Annotated in this window: 21 protein-coding genes; 17 read left to right on the top strand and 4 right to left on the bottom strand. The window is 62.7% G+C overall.

Annotated features, from left to right (window positions below; translation table 11 throughout):
- Window positions 1-17: 17 nt before the first annotated feature.
- The 16 genes from ACIOMR_RS19500 to ACIOMR_RS19425 all read left to right on the top strand — a co-directional run bounded on the left by ACIOMR_RS19500 (window position 18) and on the right by ACIOMR_RS19425 (window position 20,314).
- On the top strand, window positions 18-320 hold the full coding sequence (locus ACIOMR_RS19500) for a DUF6124 family protein (RefSeq protein ID WP_003208197.1): 303 nt from the start codon (window positions 18-20) through the stop codon (window positions 318-320).
- Window positions 321-449: 129 nt separating this feature from the next.
- Window positions 450-965 carry a sigma-70 family RNA polymerase sigma factor gene (locus ACIOMR_RS19495; protein ID WP_003208199.1) on the top strand — a complete coding sequence of 172 codons (516 nt, stop codon included), beginning with the start codon at window positions 450-452 and terminating at the stop codon, window positions 963-965.
- Entirely contained in the window at window positions 952-1,911 is a 960-nt protein-coding gene (locus tag ACIOMR_RS19490; protein ID WP_401195868.1) for a FecR domain-containing protein, read from the top strand. The genes ACIOMR_RS19495 and ACIOMR_RS19490 overlap by 14 nt, the downstream gene beginning before the upstream one ends.
- Before the next feature lie 105 nt (window positions 1,912-2,016).
- Window positions 2,017-4,503: a TonB-dependent receptor gene (locus tag ACIOMR_RS19485; RefSeq protein ID WP_008434551.1), complete on the top strand. Its 2,487-nt coding sequence runs from the start codon at window positions 2,017-2,019 to the stop codon at window positions 4,501-4,503.
- Between the two features lie 444 nt (window positions 4,504-4,947).
- Window positions 4,948-6,387 carry an undecaprenyl-phosphate glucose phosphotransferase gene (locus ACIOMR_RS19480; protein WP_003208206.1) on the top strand — a complete coding sequence of 480 codons (1,440 nt, stop codon included), beginning with the start codon at window positions 4,948-4,950 and terminating at the stop codon, window positions 6,385-6,387.
- Window positions 6,387-7,847 (top strand): mannose-1-phosphate guanylyltransferase/mannose-6-phosphate isomerase, encoded by a 1,461-nt coding sequence (locus tag ACIOMR_RS19475; RefSeq protein WP_003208208.1) that lies wholly within the window; start codon window positions 6,387-6,389, stop codon window positions 7,845-7,847. The genes ACIOMR_RS19480 and ACIOMR_RS19475 overlap by 1 nt, the downstream gene beginning before the upstream one ends.
- Complete coding sequence (locus ACIOMR_RS19470; protein WP_008434557.1) at window positions 7,847-8,758, top strand: glycosyltransferase family 2 protein; 912 nt, start codon at window positions 7,847-7,849, stop codon at window positions 8,756-8,758. The genes ACIOMR_RS19475 and ACIOMR_RS19470 overlap by 1 nt, the downstream gene beginning before the upstream one ends.
- Before the next feature lie 29 nt (window positions 8,759-8,787).
- A complete protein-coding gene (locus ACIOMR_RS19465; protein ID WP_003208211.1) occupies window positions 8,788-9,552 on the top strand; it encodes a polysaccharide biosynthesis/export family protein in 765 nt (254 codons plus the stop codon).
- Between the two features lie 14 nt (window positions 9,553-9,566).
- Window positions 9,567-11,558, top strand: coding sequence for an exopolysaccharide transport family protein (locus ACIOMR_RS19460; protein WP_003208213.1), 1,992 nt, complete (start codon window positions 9,567-9,569; stop codon window positions 11,556-11,558).
- On the top strand, window positions 11,558-12,748 hold the full coding sequence (locus tag ACIOMR_RS19455; RefSeq protein WP_003208215.1) for a glycosyltransferase: 1,191 nt from the start codon (window positions 11,558-11,560) through the stop codon (window positions 12,746-12,748). Before ACIOMR_RS19460 ends, ACIOMR_RS19455 begins: the two co-directional genes overlap by 1 nt.
- A complete protein-coding gene (locus ACIOMR_RS19450; protein ID WP_003208216.1) occupies window positions 12,738-14,066 on the top strand; it encodes a GH39 family glycosyl hydrolase in 1,329 nt (442 codons plus the stop codon). Before ACIOMR_RS19455 ends, ACIOMR_RS19450 begins: the two co-directional genes overlap by 11 nt.
- Window positions 14,067-14,074: 8 nt before the next feature.
- Window positions 14,075-15,292, top strand: a complete 1,218-nt coding sequence (locus tag ACIOMR_RS19445) for a glycosyltransferase family 4 protein (protein ID WP_177009197.1) — start codon at window positions 14,075-14,077, stop codon at window positions 15,290-15,292.
- Window positions 15,283-16,386: a glycosyltransferase family 1 protein gene (locus tag ACIOMR_RS19440; protein WP_008434566.1), complete on the top strand. Its 1,104-nt coding sequence runs from the start codon at window positions 15,283-15,285 to the stop codon at window positions 16,384-16,386. The genes ACIOMR_RS19445 and ACIOMR_RS19440 overlap by 10 nt, the downstream gene beginning before the upstream one ends.
- A 2-nt stretch (window positions 16,387-16,388) precedes the next feature.
- Window positions 16,389-17,816: an O-antigen ligase gene (locus ACIOMR_RS19435; protein ID WP_043225192.1), complete on the top strand. Its 1,428-nt coding sequence runs from the start codon at window positions 16,389-16,391 to the stop codon at window positions 17,814-17,816.
- Between the two features lie 2 nt (window positions 17,817-17,818).
- Window positions 17,819-19,234, top strand: coding sequence for a murein biosynthesis integral membrane protein MurJ (gene murJ / locus ACIOMR_RS19430; RefSeq protein WP_401195859.1), 1,416 nt, complete (start codon window positions 17,819-17,821; stop codon window positions 19,232-19,234).
- 36 nt (window positions 19,235-19,270) lie between these two features.
- Window positions 19,271-20,314: an acyltransferase family protein gene (locus ACIOMR_RS19425; RefSeq protein WP_401195856.1), complete on the top strand. Its 1,044-nt coding sequence runs from the start codon at window positions 19,271-19,273 to the stop codon at window positions 20,312-20,314.
- A gap of 113 nt (window positions 20,315-20,427) precedes the next feature.
- Here ACIOMR_RS19425 and ACIOMR_RS19420 read toward each other — a convergent pair whose 3' ends face one another.
- Complete coding sequence (locus ACIOMR_RS19420; protein WP_003208227.1) at window positions 20,428-21,009, bottom strand: DUF4174 domain-containing protein; 582 nt, start codon at window positions 21,007-21,009, stop codon at window positions 20,428-20,430.
- A gap of 164 nt (window positions 21,010-21,173) precedes the next feature.
- Window positions 21,174-21,794 carry a glutathione S-transferase gene (locus tag ACIOMR_RS19415; RefSeq protein ID WP_177040831.1) on the bottom strand — a complete coding sequence of 207 codons (621 nt, stop codon included), beginning with the start codon at window positions 21,792-21,794 and terminating at the stop codon, window positions 21,174-21,176.
- A 70-nt stretch (window positions 21,795-21,864) separates the two neighbouring features.
- Between ACIOMR_RS19415 and ACIOMR_RS19410 the strand changes: the two genes are divergently transcribed.
- On the top strand, window positions 21,865-22,080 hold the full coding sequence (locus ACIOMR_RS19410) for an AbrB/MazE/SpoVT family DNA-binding domain-containing protein (protein ID WP_003208231.1): 216 nt from the start codon (window positions 21,865-21,867) through the stop codon (window positions 22,078-22,080).
- Here ACIOMR_RS19410 and ACIOMR_RS19405 read toward each other — a convergent pair.
- Together ACIOMR_RS19405 and ACIOMR_RS19400 are read right to left on the bottom strand one after the other, a co-directional pair.
- Entirely contained in the window at window positions 22,077-22,655 is a 579-nt protein-coding gene (locus ACIOMR_RS19405) for a GNAT family N-acetyltransferase (protein WP_008434573.1), read from the bottom strand. The genes ACIOMR_RS19410 and ACIOMR_RS19405 overlap by 4 nt on opposite strands.
- Before the next feature lie 72 nt (window positions 22,656-22,727).
- Complete coding sequence (locus tag ACIOMR_RS19400; protein ID WP_401195851.1) at window positions 22,728-25,085, bottom strand: DNA polymerase II; 2,358 nt, start codon at window positions 25,083-25,085, stop codon at window positions 22,728-22,730.
- Window positions 25,086-25,182 lie beyond the last annotated feature (97 nt).

The following is a 25,182-nucleotide window of genomic DNA, read 5'->3' as shown; positions in this document are numbered from 1 at the left end:
CGAAAAGGAGTTACACCATGAATAAACCCGTCCCCGACCCACCCATCGACCTGCTCAAAAACCGCGCTGCCTTCAATCGCGCCCTCGAACATTACCTGCCCTCCCAGGGCTTCCATACCGTCAACGAAGACCTGAGCTTCGAAGACTCCCTGCTCTACACCGCCAGCCTGCTCAGCAGCGCCTCGGCCACCGCCCTCGACTGCGGCGAACTGCTGCAAAGCCCCGAGCGGGCAAAGTTGCTGGCGGTGTGGCATTTGCTGGAAATTGCCAAGACCACCGTCGACCGCTCGATTGAGTGTTTGCACCTGCGCAAGGCTTAGCCACAACCCCGTCAAGCCTGTGTGGGTTTGTGCATCCGGCCAAATCCACACGGCAACGATTGCCCAATCCTCTGGCCAACGCATAGAATGCGAACCGTTATCAATTAAGACGCCCGCGCCAGGATGCCCATGTCGAGCGACCACCCACTGGATCATGCCGCCATCGGCCAGCTCTACCATGCCCATCATTCCTGGCTGCGCGGCTGGTTGAGCCGGCGTACGGGCTGCCGTGAGCACGCCGCCGACCTGGCGCAGGAAACCTTCGTGCGCCTGCTCAATGCGCGCAAGCAGCAAGCCTTGCTGCAACCCCGGGCCTACCTGAGCAGCATCGCCCGCAGCCTGATGATCGACCAGTATCGCCGCCGCGAACTGGAGCGTGCCTATCTGGAGAGTCTCGCGCATTTCCCGCAAGTCGAGGTGCCGTCGGAAGAAACCCGCCTGCTGATCCTCGACAGCCTGGAGCGCATCGACCGCCTGCTGGACCAACTCAAGCCACGGGTGCGCGAAGCGTTTTTGCTGGCGCAACTGGACGGCTTGACCTGCCAACAGATCGCCCAGCGCCTGGGGGTGTCCAAGGCCACCGTGGAGCGCGACCTGGCCAAGGCACTGCATGCCTGTTATCGGTTGCGTTATGCCGAAGGCTAATCCGCCATTGGTGGACCAGGCGATCCAGTGGATGATCAAGCTGCGGTTCAATATTGCCGATGACGCCACCACCGCTGCCTTCGAACGCTGGCTTGAAACCAGTGGCGATCACCAGCAGGCCTGGCAACGGGTCTCGTCGATGAGTGACGAGTTTGCGCAGCTGCCGGCACAGGTCGGCCGCCATGCCTTGCAAGGTGCCCGCCAACGCATCAGCCGCCGTGAAGGGTTGAAGTTGCTCGGGCTGTTCGCCGGTGCCGCAGGGCTGACATGGTTCGGCCGCGACTACACGCCATTGCCCGGCCTGCTGGCCGACTACCGCACCGCCACCGGAGAGCGGCGTTGGGTCGCCCTCGACGATGGCAGCCGTATCCAGCTCAACAGTGCCAGCGCCATCGACACAGTCTTCAACACCGAAAGACGTCTGGTGCAGTTGCGCCAAGGTGAAATCCTGATCGACATGGGCGCCGACGGTAGCGCGCCACGGCCCTTCTGGGTGCAAACCCGCGACGGTTATCTGCGCGCTTTGGGCACCCGGTTCATGGTGCGCGAGGAGCTCCACGGCACCTTGCTCGCCGTGCAAAAAGGCAGCGTCGCGGTATTCGCCGACAGCCATCAGGCCAGCGCACGTGGGGTGATACAGCCCGGCGAGCAGATGCTGTTTGATCGAAACGGCTTGCGTCCACCCGCCACCACGGGCCTGGATCCCTGGGCCTGGAGCGACGGTGTGATCAGCGCTCACAACATGCGTCTGGACGATTTCCTCGCGGAGCTGAGCCGTTACCGCACTGGGCTGGTGCGCTGCAGCGAAGCGGTCGCCAGCCTGCGTGTGTCCGGGACTTACCAGTTGGACGATACCGATCAGGTCCTGACCCTGGTGGCACAGACACTGTCGGTGAACATCACCTATCGCAGCCGTTATTGGGTGACCGTCGCCGCTCGTGCATGACCTTCCGAAAATAAATGAGGTGAATTCTCATCTTCGCTCGACCTGTAAGGAAAGGCCGATCAACAGGCCGATTCTGTCCACTTCCTTCAGGAGCATTCCGCGGTCATGCAAGCGTTCCCCTCCAAGCGTTCTCCCCTCAAGCATGCGGTGCACGCCGCCCTGCTCGGTGCCTGCCTGAACGGCAGCGCCCTGCCCCTGGCGGTCATGGCGCAAACGCCTGTCAGCGACACCCAGGCCCGTGACTGGAACATTGCACCCGGCCCATTGGCCACGGTGCTCGACCAGTTTGCGCGCCAGGCGAGTATCAGCCTGTCCTATGACGCCACCAGCGTCGCCGGCAAGACCAGCCCCGGCCTCAACGGCGCACTGGACAGCCAACAGGCCTTGAGCCAATTGATCCAGGGCCAGGGTTTGCAAGCCCAACGCCAGAGCAACAACACCTGGCTGCTGTTGCCGCAAGTCGCGGACACCGGCGCGCTGAACCTGGGCGCCACCACCGTGACCGGCGAACACCTCGGCGTCACCACTGACGGCAGCGGTTCCTACACCACCGGCGCGGTGACCATCGGCAAGGGCGCCCACAGCCTGCGGGAAACACCGCAATCGGTCAGCGTCATGACCCGCAAGCTGATCGACGACCAGAACATCACCACCATCGATCAATTACTGGAACACACCCCGGGCATCACCACCTACGACTCACCTATGGGTGGCAAGTATTTCTATTCCCGTGGTTTCAAGATGCTCGGCCAATACCAGTTCGACGGTGTGCCGTTGGACATCGGCAAAGACTACGTACAGGCCGACAGCTTCACCGCCAACATGGCGATCTATGACCGGGTGGAAGTGCTCAAGGGTGCGGCCGGCATGCTAAAGGGCGCCGGCACCGCCAGTGGTGCGGTGAACTTCGTGCGCAAGCGGCCACAAGACAAACCCACCACCAGCCTGTCGCTGTCTGCCGGCACCTGGGACAACTACCGCGCCGACGTCGATACCGGCGGCCCGCTCAATGACAGCGGCACCGTACGCGGCCGCGCCGTGGTCAGCCAACAGAACCGTGGCTCGTACATGGACGTCTCCAAGCGCCAGGACCAAGCTGTTTACCTCGCACTGGATGTTGACCTCTCGCCCGACACCACCCTGGGCATCGGTGCCAGCTACGAAGATGTCGATGCAACGCCCTGCTGGGGCGGCGTGCCGCGCTACAGCGACGGCAAGAGCATCGGCCTGAGCCGTTCCACCTGCCTGGGCCAGGCCTGGAACGACTGGCAGAGCCAACGCACTACGCTGTTTGCCGACCTCACCCACCACTTCAACGACGACTGGCAACTCAAGGTCACGGCGGTGAACAGCCGCAACCTGCAAGACATCAAATACGCCGCCAGCCAAGGCACCGTGAAGTACGGTGACCCGGCGCCAACCGCCGAGATGTACGCCGCGCTGTTTGACTACGACCACCGGGATTTCGGACTGGATGCCTACCTGGACGGTAAGTTCGAAGCGTTCGGTTTGCAGCATGAACTCATCATCGGCGCCAATGGCAGCCGTGGCACCCAGGACGATGTCTACGCGATCCGGAGCCTGCCCGACCGGCAAAGTATCTTCCTGCCCAACCACCACTTCCCGCAGCCCGCCAACGATACCTTCTGGCCCAACATGTACCGGGGCGGCACCGTCAAGGAAACCGCCACCCAGTACGGTACCTACGCCACTTTGCGCCTGAGGCTGGCCGAGCCATTGATGGTGGTGCTCGGCAGTCGCGTCAGTTGGTTCGAAAACCGCCGCCAGTCGAATAACCTCGCCTGGGGCGAATGGGCCCTGCAGGATGCACGCACCAAGGAAACCGGTGAAGTCACGCCGTTCGCCGCGGTGATCTATGACCTCGACGACAACCTTTCGGTGTACGCCAGCTACGCCGATATCTTCCAGCCACAAAGCTCCAACGCCACGGTGACCGGCGCTGCCCTCAAGCCCAAAATCGGCGAAAACTACGAGCTGGGCATCAAGGGCGAATGGTTTGAGGGGCGCCTCAACAGCTCGCTGGCATTGTTCCGCGCTATCGAGAAAAACGCCGCCGAAACCGACTACACCACCCAATGCGGTACCTCGGCAGACGGCTATTGCTACACCGACACTGGCAAGGTTCGCGCACAAGGTGTCGAAGCCGAGTTGAGTGGCGAGTTGCTGGAACGCTTGCAAGTGGCGGGCGGCTACACCTACACCCAGACCAAGAATCTCAACAACATCAACAGCGCCGCCATTGGCGCGGTCGCAAACAGCTACGTGCCGCGACACATGCTGCGCTTGTGGGGCGATTATCAGTTGGACGGCACACTGTCGAAATGGAGCGTCGGCACCGGCGTCAACGCCCAGAGCAGCAACTACCGAATTCAAGGCATCAAACTGGAACAAGCCGGTTATGCGGTATGGAATGCGCGGTTGGCGTACCGGGTTGATGACACATGGACGGTGGCGCTGAACGGTAACAATCTCTTCGACAAAAATTACTATCAGACGGTGGGAACGGCCGACTGGGGTAATTTCTACGGCGAACCGCGCAACTTTACCGTCAGTTTGAAAGGCAATTTTTAAGGTTAGTACCGCCTCAATGTGGTGACGGACTCACGTCCTCACCACTCGTCTCTTGTCCCCGAAAAACCCCGCATCCGACCTCCGTCAAAAAAAGGTTTTCCTCAGCCGCAGGAAATTTCCCAAATTTGTTCCTACACTCCAAAACGCCAGCATTTTGTTCCGGGAAAACCCGGAAATCCGACCAAGACAGTCAACAAACTGTCACGCGGAAGAGCACCTGACGTGTCTAGACCGAAGGTCTTATAAAAAAGTCAAAACCTTGACGAGCGACGAAAAGGGAACCATCATTTAGCCATTACCCCGCAAATTCCCTGCAGATAGATAGGTAATTGCGTATTACCCAGCGAAGTAACCGTTCGTCTGGCGCCACTTATAAAGCAAGCCCTGCCTTTATGGATGAGCAGCCGAACAAGGAAGCCCTGGTGTGCAATGAGGGATGTTTTTATGCGCGAGAAGTCGTCAGTCGACAGCCTGTTTTTGACCCGGGCCGGTTTCATTGAGTTCTTTGTTGTTTTCGTAAAATTGATGCACGGCCTCACCGCCGTTTTTCCAGCACTGATCCTGCTGTTTTATCCAGACCCGATGGCCCCCGAACTGCGCGCGCACTTTCTCGGCTTGCTGCTGTTTTTCGCGATCCTGACGATCATTCTGTTCCAGGCCATGGGGGTTTACTCCGAGGAGCTGTTCAGCAACCGCCTGCGGTTTCGCACCATGCTGGTGGCCTGGTCCGCGGCCTTTTGCATCCTGCTGTTCATGTACCAGATTCTGCTGATGTTCCCGCAGTTGAGCCCGCGCAACCTGGCGTTCTGGTTTATCACCAGCCTTGCGTTGTTCGGGCTGGAGCGGATCGTGATGCTGCGCCTGTTCCGCAACCTGATGGCCAGCGGCAAATACCTGCAACGCACGGTGATCCTCGGCTTCACCGACACCGCCGTGCACGTGGCCGACCACTTGCAGCGCAACGGCGATATCCGTTCCGGCCTGATCGGTTTTATCGACGACCGCACCGAGCGCATCCCCAAGGAACTGAGCAACCTGCCGCTGCTGGGCAACACACGCGACCTGGAAAAGCTGATCCGCTCCGAGCAGGTCAACCAGGTGATGATTACCCTGCCCTGGGCCGCCGAACAGCGGATCAACGGGCTGGTAAAGCGCCTGCGGCAGATGTCGGTCAACGTCATGCTGGTGCCTGACATGGCGGCCCTGCGCTATGGCCACAGCCGTATCACCGATGTGGGCGGCATCCTGATGTTCAACACCTCCCACGTGCCGCTGCGGGGCTGGTCGCCGTTTATCAAGCGCTGTGAAGACCTGATCCTGGCAACCCTGGGCCTGGTGGCACTCTCGCCGATCATGCTGATCACGGCGATTGCCATCAAGCTCGACTCCAAGGGCCCGGTGCTGTTTCGCCAGAACCGGTTTGGCTACAACGACAACGTGATCCGGGTGTTCAAGTTCCGCTCGATGTACGCCGAGATGAGCGACTTCAACGCCGACCGCCAGACCACCCGCGGCGACCCGCGCATCACCCGCGTGGGCCGGATCATTCGCAAGACCAGCATCGATGAGCTGCCGCAGCTGTTCAACGTGCTGCTGGGCAACATGTCGATGGTCGGCCCGCGGCCCCATGCCACCGCGACCAAGGCCGCCGGCGTGCCCTACGAAGTTGCCGTGAGCGAGTACAGCTCGCGCCACCGGGTAAAACCGGGCATCACTGGCTGGGCGCAAATCAACGGCTATCGTGGTGAAACCGACACCCTGTTCAAGATCCAGAAACGCGTTGAGTACGACCTGGAGTACATCTCGAAGTGGTCGGTGTGGTTCGACTTGTACATCGTTTTCATGACGGTCCCGGCCGTCCTTTCGACCAAGGAAGTCTATTGATGAACACCCTCAACGGCTTGATTCCCTGCATCATTTCCGGTGGTTCGGGCACCCGGCTGTGGCCGGTGTCGCGGCAAAACATGCCCAAGCCTTTCATGCGCATGCGTGATGACCAGAGCCTGCTGCAGAAGACGTTCCTGCGGGCCAGTCACCTGCCGGGTGTGGAAAGCGTGCTGACGGTGACCAACCGCGACCTGCTGTTTCGCACCCTCGATGACTACCGCGTGGTCAACAAGGCCCATCTGGCCCTTGACCTGTTGCTGGAGCCGTTCGGGCGCAACACCGCCGCCGCCATCGCCGTGGCCGCCCTGCATGTACAGGAAAACTTCGGCAGCGAGGCGCAGTTGCTGATCCTGCCCGCCGACCATCTGATTCTTGATGAAAGCGCCTTCGCCGATGCCGTCACCCAGGCCCGCGAACTGGCGGAGGCCGGCTACCTGGTGACGTTCGGCATCCAGCCCGACCACCCGGAAACCGGCTTCGGCTATATCGAACAAGGCGAGGCGCTGGGCCAGGGGTTCCGGGTCAAGCGCTTCGTCGAGAAGCCCGACCTGGCCACCGCCCAGGGCTACCTGGACGGCGGCAAGCACCTGTGGAATGCCGGGATGTTCTGCTTCAAGGCCGGTACATTGCTGGAGGAACTGGCGCTGCACGCCCCCGCCGTGCTGGACGCCGCCAAGGCCGCCCTCGAGCACGGCCACAGCCTGAACAACAACAGTTGCCGTCAGCGCGAGCTGAACGCTGAAGGTTTCGGCGCGGCGCCCGACATCTCGATCGACGTGGCGCTGATGGAAAAATCCGCGCAAGTGGCGGTGGTGCCCTGCGACATCGGCTGGAGTGATATCGGTTCCTGGGACGCGGTGCGCCAACTCACCCCCAGCGACGCCAACGGCAACCAGGTCAATGGCCAGGCGATCCTGCATGACGTGCACAACTGCTACATCGACTCGCCCAAGCGCGTGTTGGGCGCAGTGGGCGTGCGCGACCTGATCGTCGTCGACACCCCGGATGCGATCCTGATTGCCGACGCCAAGCGCAGCCAGGACGTGCGCTACATCGTCGCCGAGCTCAAGCGCCAGGACCATCCGGCATTCAGCCTGCACCGCACTGTCACCCGGCCGTGGGGCACCTACACCGTGCTGGAAGAAAGCAGCCGCTTCAAGATCAAGCGCATCGTGGTCAAGCCCCAGGCCTCGCTGTCCCTGCAAATGCACCATCACCGCAGCGAGCACTGGGTGGTGGTCAGCGGCGCGGCGATGATTACCAACGGCGACCGTGAATTCCTGATCAACGCCAACGAGTCCACCTACATTCCGGCCGGGCACAAGCACCGCCTGACCAACCCCGGCATCATCGACCTGGTGATGATCGAGGTGCAGAGCGGCGAGTACCTGGGCGAAGACGACATTGTGCGTTTTGACGACATCTACGGCCGGGCTCCGGCCGAAGTGAAGAAGTGATGCGTACCGCCCTGATCATCCCGACCCGCAACGCTTCCAGCCACCTCGACCGGCTGCTGCCGGCGCTGCGCATGCAAACCCTGCAACCCGACGAAACCCTGGTGGTCGACAGCGCTTCCAGCGATGACACCGTGGCGCGTTTTCGCGAGTTCGGCGCACGGGTCGAAGTGATCGATGCCAAGGACTTCAACCATGGCGGCACCCGCCGCTGGGCCAGCGAGCAAGTCGACGGCGACGCGCTGATCGTCATGACCCAGGACGCGATCCCCGCCGAACCCGAGACGTTCGCCAACCTGGTGGGCGAACTGGAACTGGACCCGCTCAACGGCGTCGCTTACGGCCGCCAGTTGCCGCACCCGGATGCCGGCGTGCTGGGCGCCCAGTCACGCCACTTCAATTACCCGCCGCAAAGCCGCAGCAAAAGCCTGGCTGATGCGCCGGAGCTGGGGATCAAGACCTGCTTCAGCTCGGATTCGTTTTCGGTGTACCGGCGCAGCGCCCTGCAAGCCGTCGGTGGCTTCCCCGCGGATGTGATCGGCAGCGAGGACGCCTACGTCGCCGCCCGCATGCTGCTGGAAGGCTACAAGGTGCGCTACGCCGCCACCGCCCTGGTCTATCACTCCCACGATTACCGTCTCATGGATGAGTTTCACCGCTACTTCGACATTGGCGTTTTCTACGGCCGCGAGCCGTGGATCCGCCAGGCTTTTGGCGATGCCGGCGGTGAAGGTAAACGCTATGTACTGGCCGAGCTTCGAGCGTTACGCGAAGCCGGTGCATTGCACCGCGTACCCGAAGTACTGGTGCGCAGCGCGTTCAAATTGCTCGGCTACCGGCTGGGCCATCTGGAGCGCCAGCTCCCCCTCGCCCTCAAGCGGCGCATCAGCATGTTCCCCGGTTATTGGAGGTGAGCATCATGACCTACAGGAAGACCCCTTTGATGAAACGAACCTTGCTCGTCCTGGCCATGATGGCATTGGCCGCCTGCAATACGCCCGCGCGGATCGTCGCGCCCGATGGCAAGACGGTGGACGAGGGCAAGCAGGCCCTCGATCGCATGGCCCAACTGCCACCGGCGGTGGAGCGGATCCGCATCGGCGACCAGTTGCGGATTGTCCGCGATGCCGGGGAAATGCCAACCCTGTCGGCGTTCAACGTCAGCACGATTTACGAGCTGACGCTGTACACCGTGCAGAACGACGGCAAGATCAACTATCCCTTCCTGGGGCCGATCCAGGTGGCGCGGCGCACGCCGGCGGAAGTCGCCGCCGAGCTGAGCCAGAAACTCGCACCGGTGTATCGCGAGCCTCGGGTGACGGTGAACATCAACCAGGCGCCGGGCAACACGGTGATCGTCGGCGGCGCGGTATTAAACCCGTCGGCTATCTCCATCGCCACGGCCCCGACCATGGAGCAGGCGATTCTCGGTGCCGGCGGCGTGAGCTCGGTGGGCAACGCGAGCATGGTCGCCCTGCTGCGTGAAGATGGCCAAGGCGTCTACCACGCCTACTTCCTCGATTTCAGCCAGTACCTGAAAAACGGCGCACTGGGCCGCAAGCCCGTGGCGCTGCAACGCGGTGACGTGGTGTTTGTACCCAAGTCCAACGTCGGCGAACGGATCCAAGGCGTGGACACTTACCTGAACCAGCTGATTCCCTTCACCAAATCCATTGGTGTGGGCTACAGCTACACCACGAACCACTAAAGGAGCGACATCCCATGATCGAGATCCGTTCTTTTCGTGATCTTCTGCGTCTGTTCTTCATCTTCAAGCACGAGTTCAAACTGGCGGCGATTGCCGCGCTGGTGATCATTTTGCTGGGGGCGTTCCTGCTGCCGGCCAAGTATGAATCCACCGCGCGATTGCTGGTAAAACCAGGGCGTGACTCGACGATGCCGATCGAGGTCGACAACCGTCAGCCAATCGTCATGCCGAGCACCCAGCGCGACCCGATTGTCGACGAAGAGCGCCTGCTGACCGGCCGCCCTATCGTGCGTGCAGTGGCCGAGCATTACCTCGACGTGATGGACAAGATGCAGCCGCCGGAAGGCGTGTGGAAGCGCACCAAGTGGTACGTCAAGAAAGGCATCAGTGCCGTGTTTGACGGTGTGCGAGTGGTGCTGGAAACCGTTGGCATCGTCGAAGAAACCACCCCGGTGGAGCGCCTGGCGAAAAGCCTGGAGAAAAACTTCGAAGTGACCCACGCCATCGGCTCTACGGTGATGGACATCAGCTTCCGCTGGGATGACCCGCAAATCGCCCAGGCGGTGGTCAAGGATTGGGTCGAGACCTACATCGACGAGCGCACCCAGGCGTTGGGCCGCAAGAGCCTGTATGCGTTCTATGAAGGCCAGGTGTCTTCCAGCGCTGCGCAGATCAAGAGCTACAAGGAGCAGATCCTCGCGCACTTGAACGACATCGGCGCCTCGAGCATCACCGATCGCCTGGAAGACTTGTCCGAGCGGATCAACGTGCTGCGTGGCGAGGTGTTCAACTCCACTCGGCTGATCGCTTCCTCCGACGTGGCGTTGCAGAGCACCCGTGACCAACTCAAGGGCCAGCCCAAAGAGGTGACCACGGTTCGCCAGATCGCGTTGAACCCGCAGCAACAAGACTTGCGTCGCCTGCTGAACCAGAAGCTCCTGGAAAAAGCCGACATGATGCGTACCTATACGGATAACGCGCCGCCGGTCAAAGCCCTGGACGCTTCGATCCGTGCCATGCAGGCCCAGGTCGCCGGTGAAAGCGACACGGTGCAAAGCTCCGAGAACCGCGCGCCGAACACCCTGGAAATCCACCTGCAACGGGTACTGCTGGATGAGACCAGCCGCAACCAGTCGCTGCGTACACAGTTGGTGCAACAGCAGAAGCAGCTGACTGAACTGGAAGCCCAGCGCAAGGACGCCCTGGCCATCGAGCCGGAACTGGCGCGCCTGGCCCGTGAGTTGAACGGCACCGAGAAAAACTACGCGCTGTATGTCGACAGCCTGGAAAAATCGCGGATCGACCGTGAACTGGACAAGAGCCAGATCAGTAACATCGCGGTGATCGAAGAAGCTACCCTGAACCCTGGGCGCGTCTTCCCGAAAACCCTGCTGATGCTGCTGCTGGCGATCCCGTTCTCCATCGTGGTCGGCCTGCTGGTGATCTACCTGTGCTACCTGCTGGATCAACGGATCCACGACGGCGGCCTGGTGGAAGGCAAATTCGGCCTGCCGCTGTGGACCACGCTGCCGGAGTTGGACACCAGCACCGCGCAAAGCACCAACGCCTTCAACGCGAGCATCTATCGCCTGTATGGGTTGCTGCCGCTGGAGCGTATTGCCGAACAGGGCCTGACCCTGGGGCTGACCTCGGCAAGGCACGGTGAAGGCGTGAGCTTTATCGTCGAGCAGTTGCGCCAGTTGCTGGAAGAGAACGGCGTGCGGGTGCGGATCGGCGGGGTTGAGCCGGCGATTCCGGGCCAGGTGGTACTGCTGGATGCTTCGGCGCTGCTGGACAATCGTGATGCGTTCATCAACCTGCGCCGTGCCGACCTGATTGCGCTGGTAGTGGAAGCGCAAAAAAGCACGGTACCGGTGGTGGAACACGCACTGTCGATCCTCACCACGGCGTTCGGCAAGGTCGATGGCATTATCATCAACCGCCGCAAGTTCGAGGTACCGGTCAAGGTGCTGAAAACCATCGCCAAATACCGGGGTTCGTTCTGATGCGCATCGCCCTGCTCGCTCCCCTGCCGCCGGAAAAGAACGGGATCGCCGACTACGCGAACCACTTCAAGACGGCACTGGAGCAACTGGGCGTCGAGGTGGCTACGCCCTTGACGGGCGTGGTCGGCAGCACGGCGGCGATCAAGCAAGCCATTGCCGGTTTCGACTGGCAGGGTGTTGACCTGGTCCACGCCGAGCTGGGCGGTGGGCGGCTGGGGGAGTTCCTGGCCCTGCGCGAATTGCGCAAGGCCTACCCCGCCCTGCCGTTGACCGCCACGGTGCATGACCCGGAACGCATGGTCTGGCGGCGCGAGCAATTGCCCTTTCCGCTGAACCTGCTGGAATCCTTGCCCAGCCCATTGCCCCAGGCGGCAGTGGTGCTGGCCGATCCCTTGACCCTGCGCGAAGAACGTCACGTCGCCCAGGGCCTGACCCGGCTGGTGACCCTCACCCGCCTGGGCGCCGACTGCCTGACGGCGCGCATGCAATTGCCCGCCGGCAAGGTGGCGGTGATCAACCACGCCAACCTGGATATCCCGCCGGTGGCCTTGCCGCCGCTGGACACGCTGCACCTGTTGTATTTCGGTTTTATCTACCGTGGCAAAGGCATCGAAGACCTGTTGCAGGCCCTGGCCGCCGCCTTCGAAAAAGCCCCCGAATTGCGTGACCGTGTGCGCCTGACCCTGGCCGGTGGCACTGCCGCCGAAATGGCGTTTGGCACAGGCGGCAATTACCTGGAGCAGTTGAACAGCCAGATTGCCGAACTCGGCCTGGCAGGCTCCATCGACTGGCGGCTGAATTTGCCGGCCAGCGAGATCCCGCAGACGATCCAGGCGCACCATGTGATGGTGCTGCCGTATCGCGAATCGAAAAAGCTCGGCCTGCTGGGCCGCCAGCGCGGCACCAGCGGCGCATTGTCCTGGGCTGCCGCCTGCGGGCGCGGCGCGATCACCTCCGATGCCAGGGCGTTTGCCGAGGAAGTCGCCAGCGGCAATGGCGCCATCTATCCACAAGGCGATGTAGCCGCCTTGAGCGAACAACTGCTGCGGCTCGCACGCAACCCGCACATGGCCACGGACTGGGCCGCACGCGCCGCCGCCATAGGCCGTGAACGGTTGTGGCCAGTGACCGCGCAGAAGTTCGCGAGCCTGTTTGAGCAAACCGTTGCAGGAGGCAACCATGGCGCGTAAACGGACTTACCTCGCTACCCTCGCAGTCGTCGCTGCGCTGGGTTTGACCGCCTTTCTCTGGGGCCGCCCGGCCGATGCCGAGAGCCATGTGCTCAAGGGCAGCAAAGAGGTCGTGTGGAAGGACTTCCTGGGGGTGAACGCGCAGTTCCTGTGGTTCAGCCCCGAGCGTTATCAGAAGCAGATCGACCGCCTCAAGGCCCTGGGCCTGGAGTGGGTGCGCCTGGACCTGCACTGGGACCAGCTGGAAACCGCCGAGAACCAGTACAACGTCGCGACCCTCGACGAACTGGTGAACAAGCTGCAGCAGAACCAGATCAAGTCGGTGTTCTACCTGGTGGGCTCGGCGAAGTTCGCCACCACCGCGCCCGCCTCCTCGCCGTACCAGGACCAGTTCCCGCCCAAGGACCCGAATATCTTCGCCAACCGCATGGCATTGCTGGAACAGCGTTACCCCAGCGTAGATGCGTGGCAGGTGTGGAACGAACCGAACCTGCTGGGGTTCTGGCGCCCCGCCGCCGACCCGGCCGGCTATGCGAACCTGTTGCAAGTCACCGCCGCCGCGTTGCGGGTGGTGAACCCGAACAAACCGGTGGTGGCCGCCGGCATGGCATTCTTCAGCGAAATGCCCAACGGCCAGAACATGCTCGACGGGCTGCTGCAACTGGGCGTGCCGAGCCTGAATACCGTCATGTCCTATCACCCCTACACCCAATTGCCCGAAGGCAACACGCCGTCGAACCTCGACTTTGTCGAAAAAACCAGCGCCCTCAACCAGAAACTGCGGGCGGCCGGGGTGAATACCCTGTGGAGCACCGAGTGGGGCTGGTCGACCTACAAAGGCCCGAAAGAGGTGCAGGACTTCATCACCACCCAGGGCCAGGCCGACTACATCGTGCGCCGCGTCGCGCTGATGAGCGCGCTGGATTTCGACAAGATCTTCCTGTTCACCCTGAGCGACCTGGACCAGCGCGCCAGCGTGCGCGACCAGAGTTATGGCTTGCTCGACATCGACGCCAACCCCAAGCCGTCGTACACCGCGCTGCAGAATTTCCTGCAGGTGAGCGGGCCCAAATTGACCCCCGGCGACCCACCCACCGCCGATCAGTTGCCCGATGGCCTGTTCAGCATCGGCTGGTCCCGTGCCGACGGGCGCAAGGTGTGGTTTTTCTGGTCGGCCCGTGGCGGCAGCGCGCACTTGCCGGGCATGACCACCGCCACCTTGTATGACCCGTTGCGCGGCACCGAAACACCCTTGAGTGGCACCAATGGACTGGACGTACCGGTCAAGCCGAACCTGCAAATTCTGTTATGGGATTGAAGCCACCCATGCGCATCCTCTGGATCCTGCCCTACTCGCCTTGGCCCGCTACCAGCGGCGGCAAGACGCGCCAGTTTCATTTGCTGCGCAGCCTGGCTGCGCGCGGGCATCGGATCACCTTGCTGCTGCATGACAAACATGCGGTATCGCTGACGGATCGCCACGTGCTGGAAGCCTTTCTGGAACAGGTGATCATCCTCCCCCGGCGCCCGCTGCGCAGCCTGAAGACCCTGCTGGCCGGGCTGTTTGCGCCGTACCCGTTGCTGGCCAGTGTGAATGGCCTGTCGGGTGAACTGCAGGACACCTTCGAGCGCTTGCTGACCGAGCATTGGGACGTGGTGCAGATCGAACATACCTACACCTTCCAGCCTTACGAAGCTGCATTGGCCCGTCGCTCCCAGCCGTTTGTGCTGACCGAGCACAATGTCGAATCGTCCCTCGGCGCCGCGACTTACGACCGCCTGCCCGGCTGGGCGTTGCCGTTCATACGCTACGATCAATGGCGCTACGGCCGCTGGGAACACCGGGTGATGCGCCAGGCCGCGCAAGTGGTCGCCGTGACCGACGCCGACGCCCAGACCCTGGCGCAGATTGCCGGCAAGCCGGTACCGGTGGTGGTCAACGGGGTGGATTGCGCGCACTTCGCTGCTGCCCGACCCGACCCGACGACCCGCCGCGTGCTGTTTCTGGGCAACTACGAATACGCGCCCAACGTCGATGCCATCGAGTGGGCACTGGATGAGATCCTGCCGAAAGTGTGGGCCCGCTGCCCCGACGCACGCATGAGCGTCTGCGGTTTCGGCATGCCGGAAAGCTGGCGCGAACGCTGGAAGGACGGACGCATCGAATGGCAGGGCTTTGTCCCCAACCTGCTGGCCCTGCAATCGAGTTGCTCGGTGTTTCTGGCGCCGTTGCGCCATGGCGGCGGCTCCAAGCTCAAGGTGCTTGAAGCCCTGGCCGCCGGCCTGCCGCTGGCGAGTACCGACCAGGGCGTGTCCGGCCTGGACCTGGTGGAAGGCCTGGATTACCTCGGCGGCCAGACCGCTGAAAGCCTGGCCGACGCCGTGGTGCGCCTGCTGCAACAGCCTGAAGTCGCTGCTCCCATGGGCGAAGCCGGTCGCGCCTATGTGCGCCGTGCCCATGACTGGAGCGTCGCCGCCAGCCAGCTGGAGCAGGTGTACGCGCAACTGTCGCCCCAGAGCCAAAAGGAGCCGGCATGCGCATAGGCCTCGATTACCGCACCGTCGGCACCTCGCCGCAATCAGGCATCAGTCGCCAGGTGTACGCCCTGGAAGATGCCCTGCGCACCCTGCCCGGCATCGAGCTCGAACGCTTCAGCGTCGCGCCGCTGGGGGATGAGCTGCGCCTGAACGTGCATTGCCCGGACTGGGGCTGCGCCAAGACCGCCATGCACCAGCCGCACCAGCGCCTGCGTTTCGAGGCGGGCTATCTGCCCAAGGCGCTGCGCAATGAGCACATCGATGTGTACATCAGCACCTTCAATATGGGCCTGCCGCTGCCGCCCAAACCCCAGGGCCTGCGCACCGTGGTGCTGCTGCATGACCTGTTTCAGATCACCCTGGACAACTATCACGCCAACCGCCTGAAGGCGCTGATCTACAAGGCCAGTGATCGGCTGTCGATCACCTATGCGGTGCACACGGCAGACCGGGTGTGGACGCCTTCGCAGTACAGTGCCGACGAAACCGCGCGGCTGTTTCCCAAGGCGGCAGGCAAGATTCGCGTGTTGCCCAACCAGGTGGTGGGTTTTGTCGGACTGCCGGCGGACCTCTCGGCCCGGCAACTGCCCGAGCGCTACTGGCTGCTGGTGGGTACCCGGGAATTGCGCAAGAACGTGCCGTTCCTGGTGGACGCCTGGCAGCAAGCGCGCAGCCAGTCGCCGAGCGTGCCGGAACTGGTGCTGGTGGGCAGCCTGGAGCATTTGCCCGAAGCACAACGCAACTACCCGGGGATACGCGCCTTGAGCGGCGTATCCGACGCTGAATTGCACGGGCTCTACCGCAAGGCCTTGCGCCTGTGGCAGCCTTCCTACGCGGAAGGCTTTGGCTTGCCGGTAATCGAAGCCCTGAGCGTCGGCACTCCGGTGGCGGTGGCCAGCGGTACCTCGCTGGACGAAATCACCCCGCCGCTGGCACCGCGGTTTTCACCCACGGACGGCGCGGCGCTGGTGCAATTGATGCTGCACCTGGCCGACCAACCCGTCGAACAACCACCTGAACAGTTACGCAGCTGGGCCGAACGCTTCAACCACCAGGCCTACCGTCGGCGCCTGGCCGAACTGATCGAGGAATTGAATTGAGAATCTCACTGGGTAGCCTCGTCGCCATCGTCTTCGGCCTGCTGTTTGGTGGGTTGATCCTGTTTCTTTCCCCGGTCAAGGCCGTGCTGGCAGTGATCGGCCTGGCCGCTGCCGTGACGATTCTGCGGTTCCCGTTCTGGGGACTGCTGCTGTTCGCCCTGGTGGCGACGTTCATGCCCTACTCCACCCTCAACCTGGGGATTCGCAGTACGGTCAGTGAGGCGCTGATCGCCCTGACCTGGGCGGCGGTGATCTGGCACGGTTTCCTCTCGCGCCTGCCGGCCGCCCCACCGCTGTCGCGGCGCCCTACCGACCGCATGTTGATGTGGCTGATGATCTTCACAGTGGTGCCGTTTATCGTCGGCCAGGTCAGCATCACCGCCGAGGCCAGCGGCGTGGCGAACTGGTTGCGTTGGCTTCTGAACCTGTCGGTGCTGTTCCTCGCCGCCAAGCTGCTGGTTGAACAGAAGAACCGCGAAGCCCTGGTGATCGCCTTGTTGCTGGGCACACTGGCGATGCTGGTGATGTCCATCGGCGTATTTATCCGCTCGCGCTCGGCCTCGGGCATGTTGCCGATCCTGACCCTGATGAACTACGGCAGCCTCGACACCCTGTCCCTGGGCCTGGGTGCCATGGCCTCGCGGATGGGTTCGCCATGGATGCACCCGAATGCCACCGGCGGGATCATGGCGCTGCTGCTGCCATTGGCGTTCTGCTACGGCATCACCAACACCGGCTGGAAACGCGGTCTCGGCCTGGGCGTTGCCTGCCTGGGTGCGGCGGCCCTGCTGTTGGCCAGCAGCCGGGGGGCGATGGTCAGCCTGGCGCTGGTGCTGATCTGGATGGCGTCGCGGCGGGTGCCGTACACCGGGCGTTTGCTGATGATCGGCGTGGCGTTGGCCGTGGCGCTGGTGCTGTCGTACCCACCGTTGCAGGAACGTCTGGCGACAATCTTTTCGGCGCAGAACGCGAGTACCGAAGTGCGCTTTGACGAATACCGCATGTTCCCCCAGGCCGTGGCCAGTTACCCGCTGGGCATTGGCTTCAAGGTTGACCCTCCGGTGCCGGGTACGCACCTGCTGGGGATTTCCAACCTGTGGCTGAATTTCGTCTACAAGACCGGGGTGATCAGCATGCTGCTGTTTATCGCAGTGACCTGGCGCTGGTGGCGCGAGTCCCGTCCGGAAATCGGCCCGATCCGCCTGACCAAGGACAATGCGATCTGGCTGGGCAGCACGGCGGGGATTCTGTCGGCGCTGGTCAGCGGCTTTTTTGACCACTACTTCAGCTTCGCCCTGGTGATGATTGCGCTGTTCTGGCTGATGGTGGGGATCAACGTGCTGGAGGCGCGGCGGCTGTTTCCGGCGCGTCTGCCAAAGGTCAAGACCGTGGCGCATCGCAAGCCTGTGTTCAATAGCGTCGGGCCCTAGGCATGCTCGGATCGGCGTTCTGGTTGACCCTGGCAACCTTGCTGGGTCTGTGCCTCGGGTTTGCCCGTGAGTGGTTGCTGGTGGCGGCGTGGGGTGCGGGCGAGCGCAGCGATGCGTTCCTGATCGCGCTGTTCTTGCCCGAAGCGTTGCGCATGTCCCTGGCCGGGGGTGTGCTGAGTGCCGCCGCCCTGCCGCTGTACCTGCAACGCAAGGAAGGCGAGCGCCTGGACTGGCTGGCGGTGTTGTTCCCGGCGCTGTTGCTGATCGCCCTGGTGACCAGCCTGCTGCTGACGTTGCTGGCGCCATGGCTGGTGCAGCTGCTCGGCCCGGGGCTGGCGGCGACGGCCACCAGCCTCGCCAGCAGCAACTTGCAGATTCTCGCCTGGAGTGTGCCGGGGCTGATGCTGCATGCGCTGTTCAGTATTCCGCTGCAGGCCAGCGAGCGCTTTGTGGTCGCGGGGCTCGGCTCGTTGCTGTTCAACCTGCCGCCGGTGACCTACCTCGCCCTCGCCGGCACCGCCACGCAACCGCACTCGCTGGCGTTGGCCTGCCTCACCGGCAGCCTGCTGATGCCCCTGGCGCTGTTGCCGTCGATGCTGCGCCTGGGCTGGCGGCCGTGGCGGCTGCGGGCTTCGACATTGGAATTGCGCGAGCTGGGCGCACGCATAGGCCCGCTGCTTTTAAGCAACGGTGCCAGCCAGGGTTTGGCGCTGATTGAACGGCTGGTGGCGTCCTTGCTGGGTGAAGGTGCGGTGACCTGGGTCAACCTGGCCCGCAAGCTGATGAACTTGCCGTTGATTGCCCTGATGAGCCTCAACCAGGTGCTGCTGGGCATGATGAGCCGGCGCCAGGGCGACGAGCGCCTGGCCCTGCTCAAGCGCGGCCTGGAAACCGCCAGCCTGCTGACCCTGCCCGCAGGCGTCGGCCTGGTGGCGGCGGCGCCGAGCCTGGTGGCGTTGCTGCTGCCGAAGCAGTCGGTGGATTCGCCGTTGCCGCTGTTGCTGGCCTGGTTTGCCGTGCCGCTGGTGTTCGGCGCCTGGAACGCCCTGTTGGCGCGTTATGCCTATGCCGCCGGCGACACCCGCCAGCCGCTGCGTTGCGAGTTGCTGGGGAGCCTGGTGAACGTGTTGCTGCTGGGTGTGCTGCCGTTTGTGTTTGGCCTGGCGGGCATTCCGCTGGCCGCCCTCGCCGGGGTGTTGTGCACCGCGTTGCTGTTGATGCAGCGCCAGGACTTGCTCGGCGCCCTGCCCTGGAAGCGGCACTGGGTGTTGAGTGCATTGATGATGGGCCTGGCGGCGTTGGTGTTGTTCAGGATCCAAGGTATCTGGCTTCAGCTGGGGTTGAGCACCCTGGCGGGGGCCGTGGTGTTGCTGGGCATGGGCCTGTGGCTCAAGCCGTGGCGCAAGGCAGATTTATAGAGTGGGAGCAGTCAGGTGAAAAAACGCTGGATTCAAATGGATATTGCCAAGGGCATTGGCATCCTGATCATCGTGTTCGGGCACAGCTGGTTTGTCGCCAGTTCCCTGGACTTGCTGTACCCGCTGCTGGCGGTATTTATCCTGCCGTTGTTCTTCTTTCTCTCCGGGGTGTTCTTCAAGCCTGAACAACCCTTTGTCGAGATGGCGGTGCGCAAGGCCGATGCACTGCTCAAGCCGTTCTTCTTCACCATGCTGGTGTACATCCTGATCCGCGACCTGCTGCGCGGCCAGGCACTGCTGCCGGACATCGGCGGCGTGCTGTATGCCTCGGTGGACACCATTCCATGGCAGGCGCTGTGGTTCCTGCCGCACTTCTGGGTGGCGATTCTGTTCGGCTGGGTGATGTTGCGGCTGATGCAGCGCCTGGGCTTGTCGCTGGCCATGAGCTGCGTGGTGATCACCCTGCAATTGATGCTCGGGATCTGGACCCTGCCGTGGTTCTGGCAGGTACCGGTAACCGTCGGCGGGCAGACCTGGACGATGCCGGGGCTGCCGTTCAGCATTGATGTGACGTTGATCAGCAGTACCTATTTTATCTTTGGTTACTTGCTGCGGGACGTGCTGCGTCGCCACCAGAGTTCGTTGCTGACGCTACTGGGCGCCATGGCGTTGTTTGCGGTGGTGTTCATCTACAGCTGGGACACCATGGACCTGGCACAGCGGCGTTACGACCACTGGCTGTGGACCAGTTTGCTGGCGGTGATCGGCGTATATGTATGCTGGGCCCTGGCCGGGGTGATGATGGTCTCGGGGCTGCTGACGCGGGCGATGACGTACATCGGGCAGTCAACGTTGATTCTGTTGATCTTCCACGGGGAAATTCAACACAAGACGGTGGACTTGATGGAACGGTTCGGGCTGCATCCGCTGCTGTCGGCGAGCATCGGGCTGGTAGTGGCGGTGGTGGTGCCGTTGATGATCGGCGAGGTGATCAAGCGGGTGGCCTTACTGCGGTTTTTCTACTTCCCGTTCCCGGTGCGCAAGGCACCGGCGGTGGCCGGTGAAAAGCCTGGAGCTTGAGGCGTGATGTGGGAGCTGTCGAGCTTTAGCGAGGCTGCGATGGCATCACCGCGGTGTGCCTGAATTACCGAGGTGATGCTATCGCAGGCAAGCCAGCTCCTACAGAAAAACGCTCAATCATCCAGTGCCGGTTGTGGCGCTGGATGCTTGGTGTTTTTGCCCGCCTTGGCTCCAGGCTTGCCTGCTGCAGGGGCCGCGGGCTCAGGTTCGGCCGGCGCGGCAAGGTCCTTTTCAGCCTGGGGCATCTGATCAATCGCGCTGAAGAAATCCGCCAGGCTGAGGGTGTCGGGTGGCACGGTCTTCTCGAGTTTTTTCTCGCCGTCCTTGCCCACCAGGATCACTTTGGTGCCACTGCCGGCACCCAGCTTGAGTGCGCGGATCAGCGCGTTGGTTTCAGGCGGTGCGAGCTTCTTGTTGTCCTTCGCGTCCTTGGCGAACTTCTCGCCTTCAGCGCCGATGCTGCCAAAGGACACGGTGTACAGCACCATGTTGCGCTCTTCAAAGGACTGCTTGTTGGCAGGCTCGTCCAGCTGTTTCTTGAGGGTGGCCAACGTCGGGTTGCCGGAGTCGAGCTCCACCACCACCAACGGGCGTGACTTGCCCAGGTCCTGCTTGAGCGGATTGAGATCATCCGCGGCCAGCAGCGGCCCCGTAAAAGCCATCAAGGTAGCCAGGGTCAGCGACCGGATGAGCATGCACACCTCCTTTGAATTCCATGCAGGGTTCTTGAGTTTCATGTCTGCGACAGTCAAATTCAAGGATGATTCCTACAACAACTTCAGAAAGCGTAGGTCAGGACGCCCGCGACGCAAGGCGTTTAGCCACCTTACGCCTCATTGTTTCTTTTGATTGCGGATGCTCACGACGGCCAATGCCGGGCAAATACCGGCGCTACGTTTGGGTGGGCATCCACCTGCGCCAGCACCCGGGCAAACTCAGGCCGCGACTGTTGCAGCGCGTCCCGCCCGCCTGCCCAACGCGACACCGCCGCAGCCATGATCGCCAGTGCATTCGGAACCTGCGCCGGGGTGAACAGTTGCTCGGCAAATTGATCGGCAAACACTTCCCAGGCCCCATGCAGGCGGCGACGGGTGCCGCTGATCAGCTGTTCATGCTGCTGCGCATCGGGGCTGTCGGTCCAGCGTTCCGGATAGTCGATGATGCCAATCGCCGAGTAACAGTTGGCGGCGATGTACACCAGGCCGCGAATGACTTGGGCGGGCTCCTCGGGCAGCAGCCCTGAGGCGGGAAACTGCAGGCCCAGGTGAATCAGGATCGCCGCGCTTTCCGTCAACACGCCGCCATTGGGCAGTTGCAGAGTGGGGATTTGCTTGAGCGGGTTGATCCGCGCCAACGCCTCGTTGCCCACGCGGTCTTCCCAGGAGCAGGCGTCGACCTGGCACCACTCGACACCGCAACGCTGCAGGGCAATTTCGATGATGCACGAGCCGGTGCCTTGGGTTCCGTAAAGGGTGTACACAGTGCCAAGCCTCCTGGCAGTGGATTGAGGTGTTAGGCTAGGCCGTTCATTCGTTCAACGGGAAGCCATCATGCACAGCAAACGCGTCACGATCGAAGACTGGGACGGCGACGGCGCCATCCGCCTGCCAGACGAAGCCTTGCAGGAACTGGGGCTGGATGTGGGCGACACGCTGTACATCGTCGAGACCTATGTGGGCACGCAAAAAGGCTTTGTGCTGTCGACCACGCCGAAAATTGCCGACCGGATGGATGAGTTGGTGGAAGAGCTGAGCCATAAGCCCTAGCGAGCCAGCCTGGCTTGCAACCCCGCCTTCACCTGTGGCCATTCCGGATCAATGATGCTGAAGCGCACCGAGTTGCGCTTGCGGCCATCGGGCATGATGCGCTCGTGGCGCACGATCCCTTCCTGTACCGCGCCGAGGCGCAGGATCGCGGCCCGGGATTTTTCGTTGAGTTCATCGGTGGTGAACTGCACCCGCACGCACTCCATCACTTCAAACGCGTGGGTCAGCAGCAACAGCTTGGCCTCGGTGTTGACCCCGGATTTCTGCACCGACTGGCTGATAAACGTGTGGCCGATCTCCAGCTTGCGGTTGACCCGGTCGACTTTCCAGAACCGGGTGCTGCCCACCACTTCACCGGTGTCGCGGCGCACGATGACAAACGGCATCACGGTGCCCGCCTCACGCCCGGCCAGGGCAATGTCCACGTACTTTTCGACGGTGTCGGGCCCCGGCACGTTGGTCACCTTGAGGTTCCACAACTGCCCGTCGGCAGCAGCCTGTACCAGGGCGGTGGCGTGTTCGCGTTGCAGGGGCCGGAGTTCGACCGTGGTGCCGGTCAGGGTGATTTCAGTCATGGGAGGGCTGCGCTGTATGGTGGTCGTCAGTGGCCAAGATTGCAGGCTCTCGCCACCTCAAGGCAAGCCGTTTCAGAACAAGCCCATCTGGCCGCCCACCAGGGTGCCGAAGTCATCGTTTACAAACGGCAGGATCGCGTCCGCCACCGGTTGCAGTTGCCGGGTGACGTAGTGGTCGTAGTCGATCGGTGCCTGGCGCACTTCCAGCGGCTCGGGGCCGTTGACGCTGATCACGTAGCTGATCCAGCCACCGTTCTGGTACTGGCGCGGGCGGCCCTGGCGGTCGTTGTATTCGTCGGCCAGCCGCGCGGCGCGCACGTGGGGAGGTACGTTGCGCTCGTAGTCACCCAGTTGCCGGCGCAGGCGCTTGCGGTAGATCAGCAGGTCGTCGAGCTCGCCGCTCAAGGTGCGACGTACGTAGTCGCGCACATAATCCTGGTGGGGCTGGCGGTGGAAGATGCGCTGGTAGAGTTCCTGCTGGAATTGCCGGGCCAGGGGCGACCAGTCGCTGCGTACGGTTTCCAGGCCCTTGTAGACCATTTCTTCGCTGCCGTCGGCACGGGTGACCAGCCCGGCGTAGCGCTTTTTGCTGCCTTCTTCCGCACCACGAATGGTCGGCATCAGGAAGCGGCTGAAGTGGGTTTCGTATTGCAGTTCCAGGGCGCTTTGCAGGCCGAACTCACTCTGCAGGCGCTCGCGCCACCAGGTGTTGACGTGCTGCACCAGGTCCAGGCCGATGCGCGTCGCGTCTTCCTGGGAATGGGGGCTGCCGAGCCAGACAAAAGTCGAGTCGGTATCGCCGTAGATCACCTCATAACCCCGGGCTTCGACCAGCTCGCGGGTCTGGCGCATGATCTGGTGGCCGCGCAGGGTGATGGACGATGCCAGTCGCGTGTCGAAGAAGCGGCAACCACTGGAGCCGAGTACGCCGTAGAAGGCGTTCATGATGATCTTCAGCGCCTGTGACAGCGGCGCGTTGTGTTCGCGCTTGGCCACTTCGCGGCCCTCGGAAACCCGCGCGACAATCGACGGCAGGCAATGCCGGGTGCGGGAAAACCGCGCACCGCGAAAGCCTTCCACCGACTCGCTGTCTTCGGGGTGGCGCAGGCCTTCGATCAGGCCCACCGGGTCGATCAGAAAGCTGCGGATGATCGACGGGTAGAGGCTTTTGTAGTCAAGCACCAGCACCGACTCGTAGAGGCCCGGGCGCGAATCCATGACAAACCCGCCGGGGCTGGCCTGGGGTGGTTTGTCTCCCAGGTTCGGCGCGACGAAACCCTGGCGGTGCATCAGCGGCATGTACAGGTGCGTGAACGCTGCCACCGAACCGCCGTTGCGGTCTGCCGGCAAGCCGGTGACGCTGGCTCGTTCGAGGAGGAATTTCAGCAGCTCGGTCTTCTCGAAAATCCGCGTGACCAGCTCGCAGTCCTTGAGGTTGTAGCGTGCCAGCGCGGGCTTGTCCTCGGCGAACATGCGGTTGATTTCGTCCATGCGCTGGTACGGCGTGGAGATCGATTTACCTTCACCGAGCAAGGTCTGGGCGACGTTTTCCAGGCTGAAGGATTCGAAACTCCAGGTGGCCGAGCGCAAGGCTTCGATGCCATCGATGATCAACCGCCCGGCCGCTGCCGCGAAGTAGTGATTGCGGCTGCCGTGCTCGCGCCAGCCCATGGCATCGCCGCCACGGCCCAGCAGCAGCGGCACGTTCAGGCGTTGCGCATGTTCGTGCAGCACGCGCAGGTCGAACTGCACCAGGTTCCAGCCGATGATCGCGTCGGGATCATGGGTGGCGAGCCACAGGTTCAGGCGTTCGAGGAGTTCGGCGCGGGTGTCGCAGTAGTCGAGCTTGAAGTCCACCGCATCGGTGTTGTTGGGCGGGCCGAGCATGTACACCTGGCGCTCGCCGCAACCTTCCAGGGCGATGGAATACAGGTCGCCCTGGGCGGTGGTCTCGATGTCCAGCGACACCAGCTTGAGGGGCGGGCGATAATCCGGCGCGGGTTTCATCTGCGCCTCCACCAGCATGCCGCCCTCGCCCGCTTTGCCGCCGAACAACACCGGCGCGGTGATGAAGCGCTCCATCATGTAGCGATCGGGCGGGCGCACATCGCCTTCGTAGACGTCGATGCCGGCTCGACGCAGGCGCTTTTCCAGGTCCATCAATTGGCGATGCTGTTGGGTGTAGAGGCCCAGCACCGGGCGATGGTGGAAGTCGCAGAGCGCCAGGTCACGCAACTCGATACCGCGCTCGCCCTTGAGCTGCAGCTCGGCGGGCTTGCGATGGGCTTGCGGGATGAACATCACGGAGGTCTGCACCGGCAAGCGCACGAACCTGGGGCCTTGATCGGTAGCCAGCCAAAAGCTGACCTCCGTGCCCGCCGGGGTGTCGCGCCAATGCCGGGTCAGGACAAACCCCTGCTGTAAATCCACCTTGCCACACCTCAAGAATCACTTTCAGGGCGTGATTCTACTCGGCCTGTGCCACGGCGCGGCGATTTAACCGAAATGGCCTACGTATACGGAGAGA

It is taken from the genome of Pseudomonas sp. NPDC087814 (genome assembly GCF_044742865.1).
Taxonomy (GTDB): domain Bacteria; phylum Pseudomonadota; class Gammaproteobacteria; order Pseudomonadales; family Pseudomonadaceae; genus Aquipseudomonas.
Note: the sequence above shows the minus strand (reverse complement) of the source record. Positions and strands in the feature narration are given on the sequence as shown.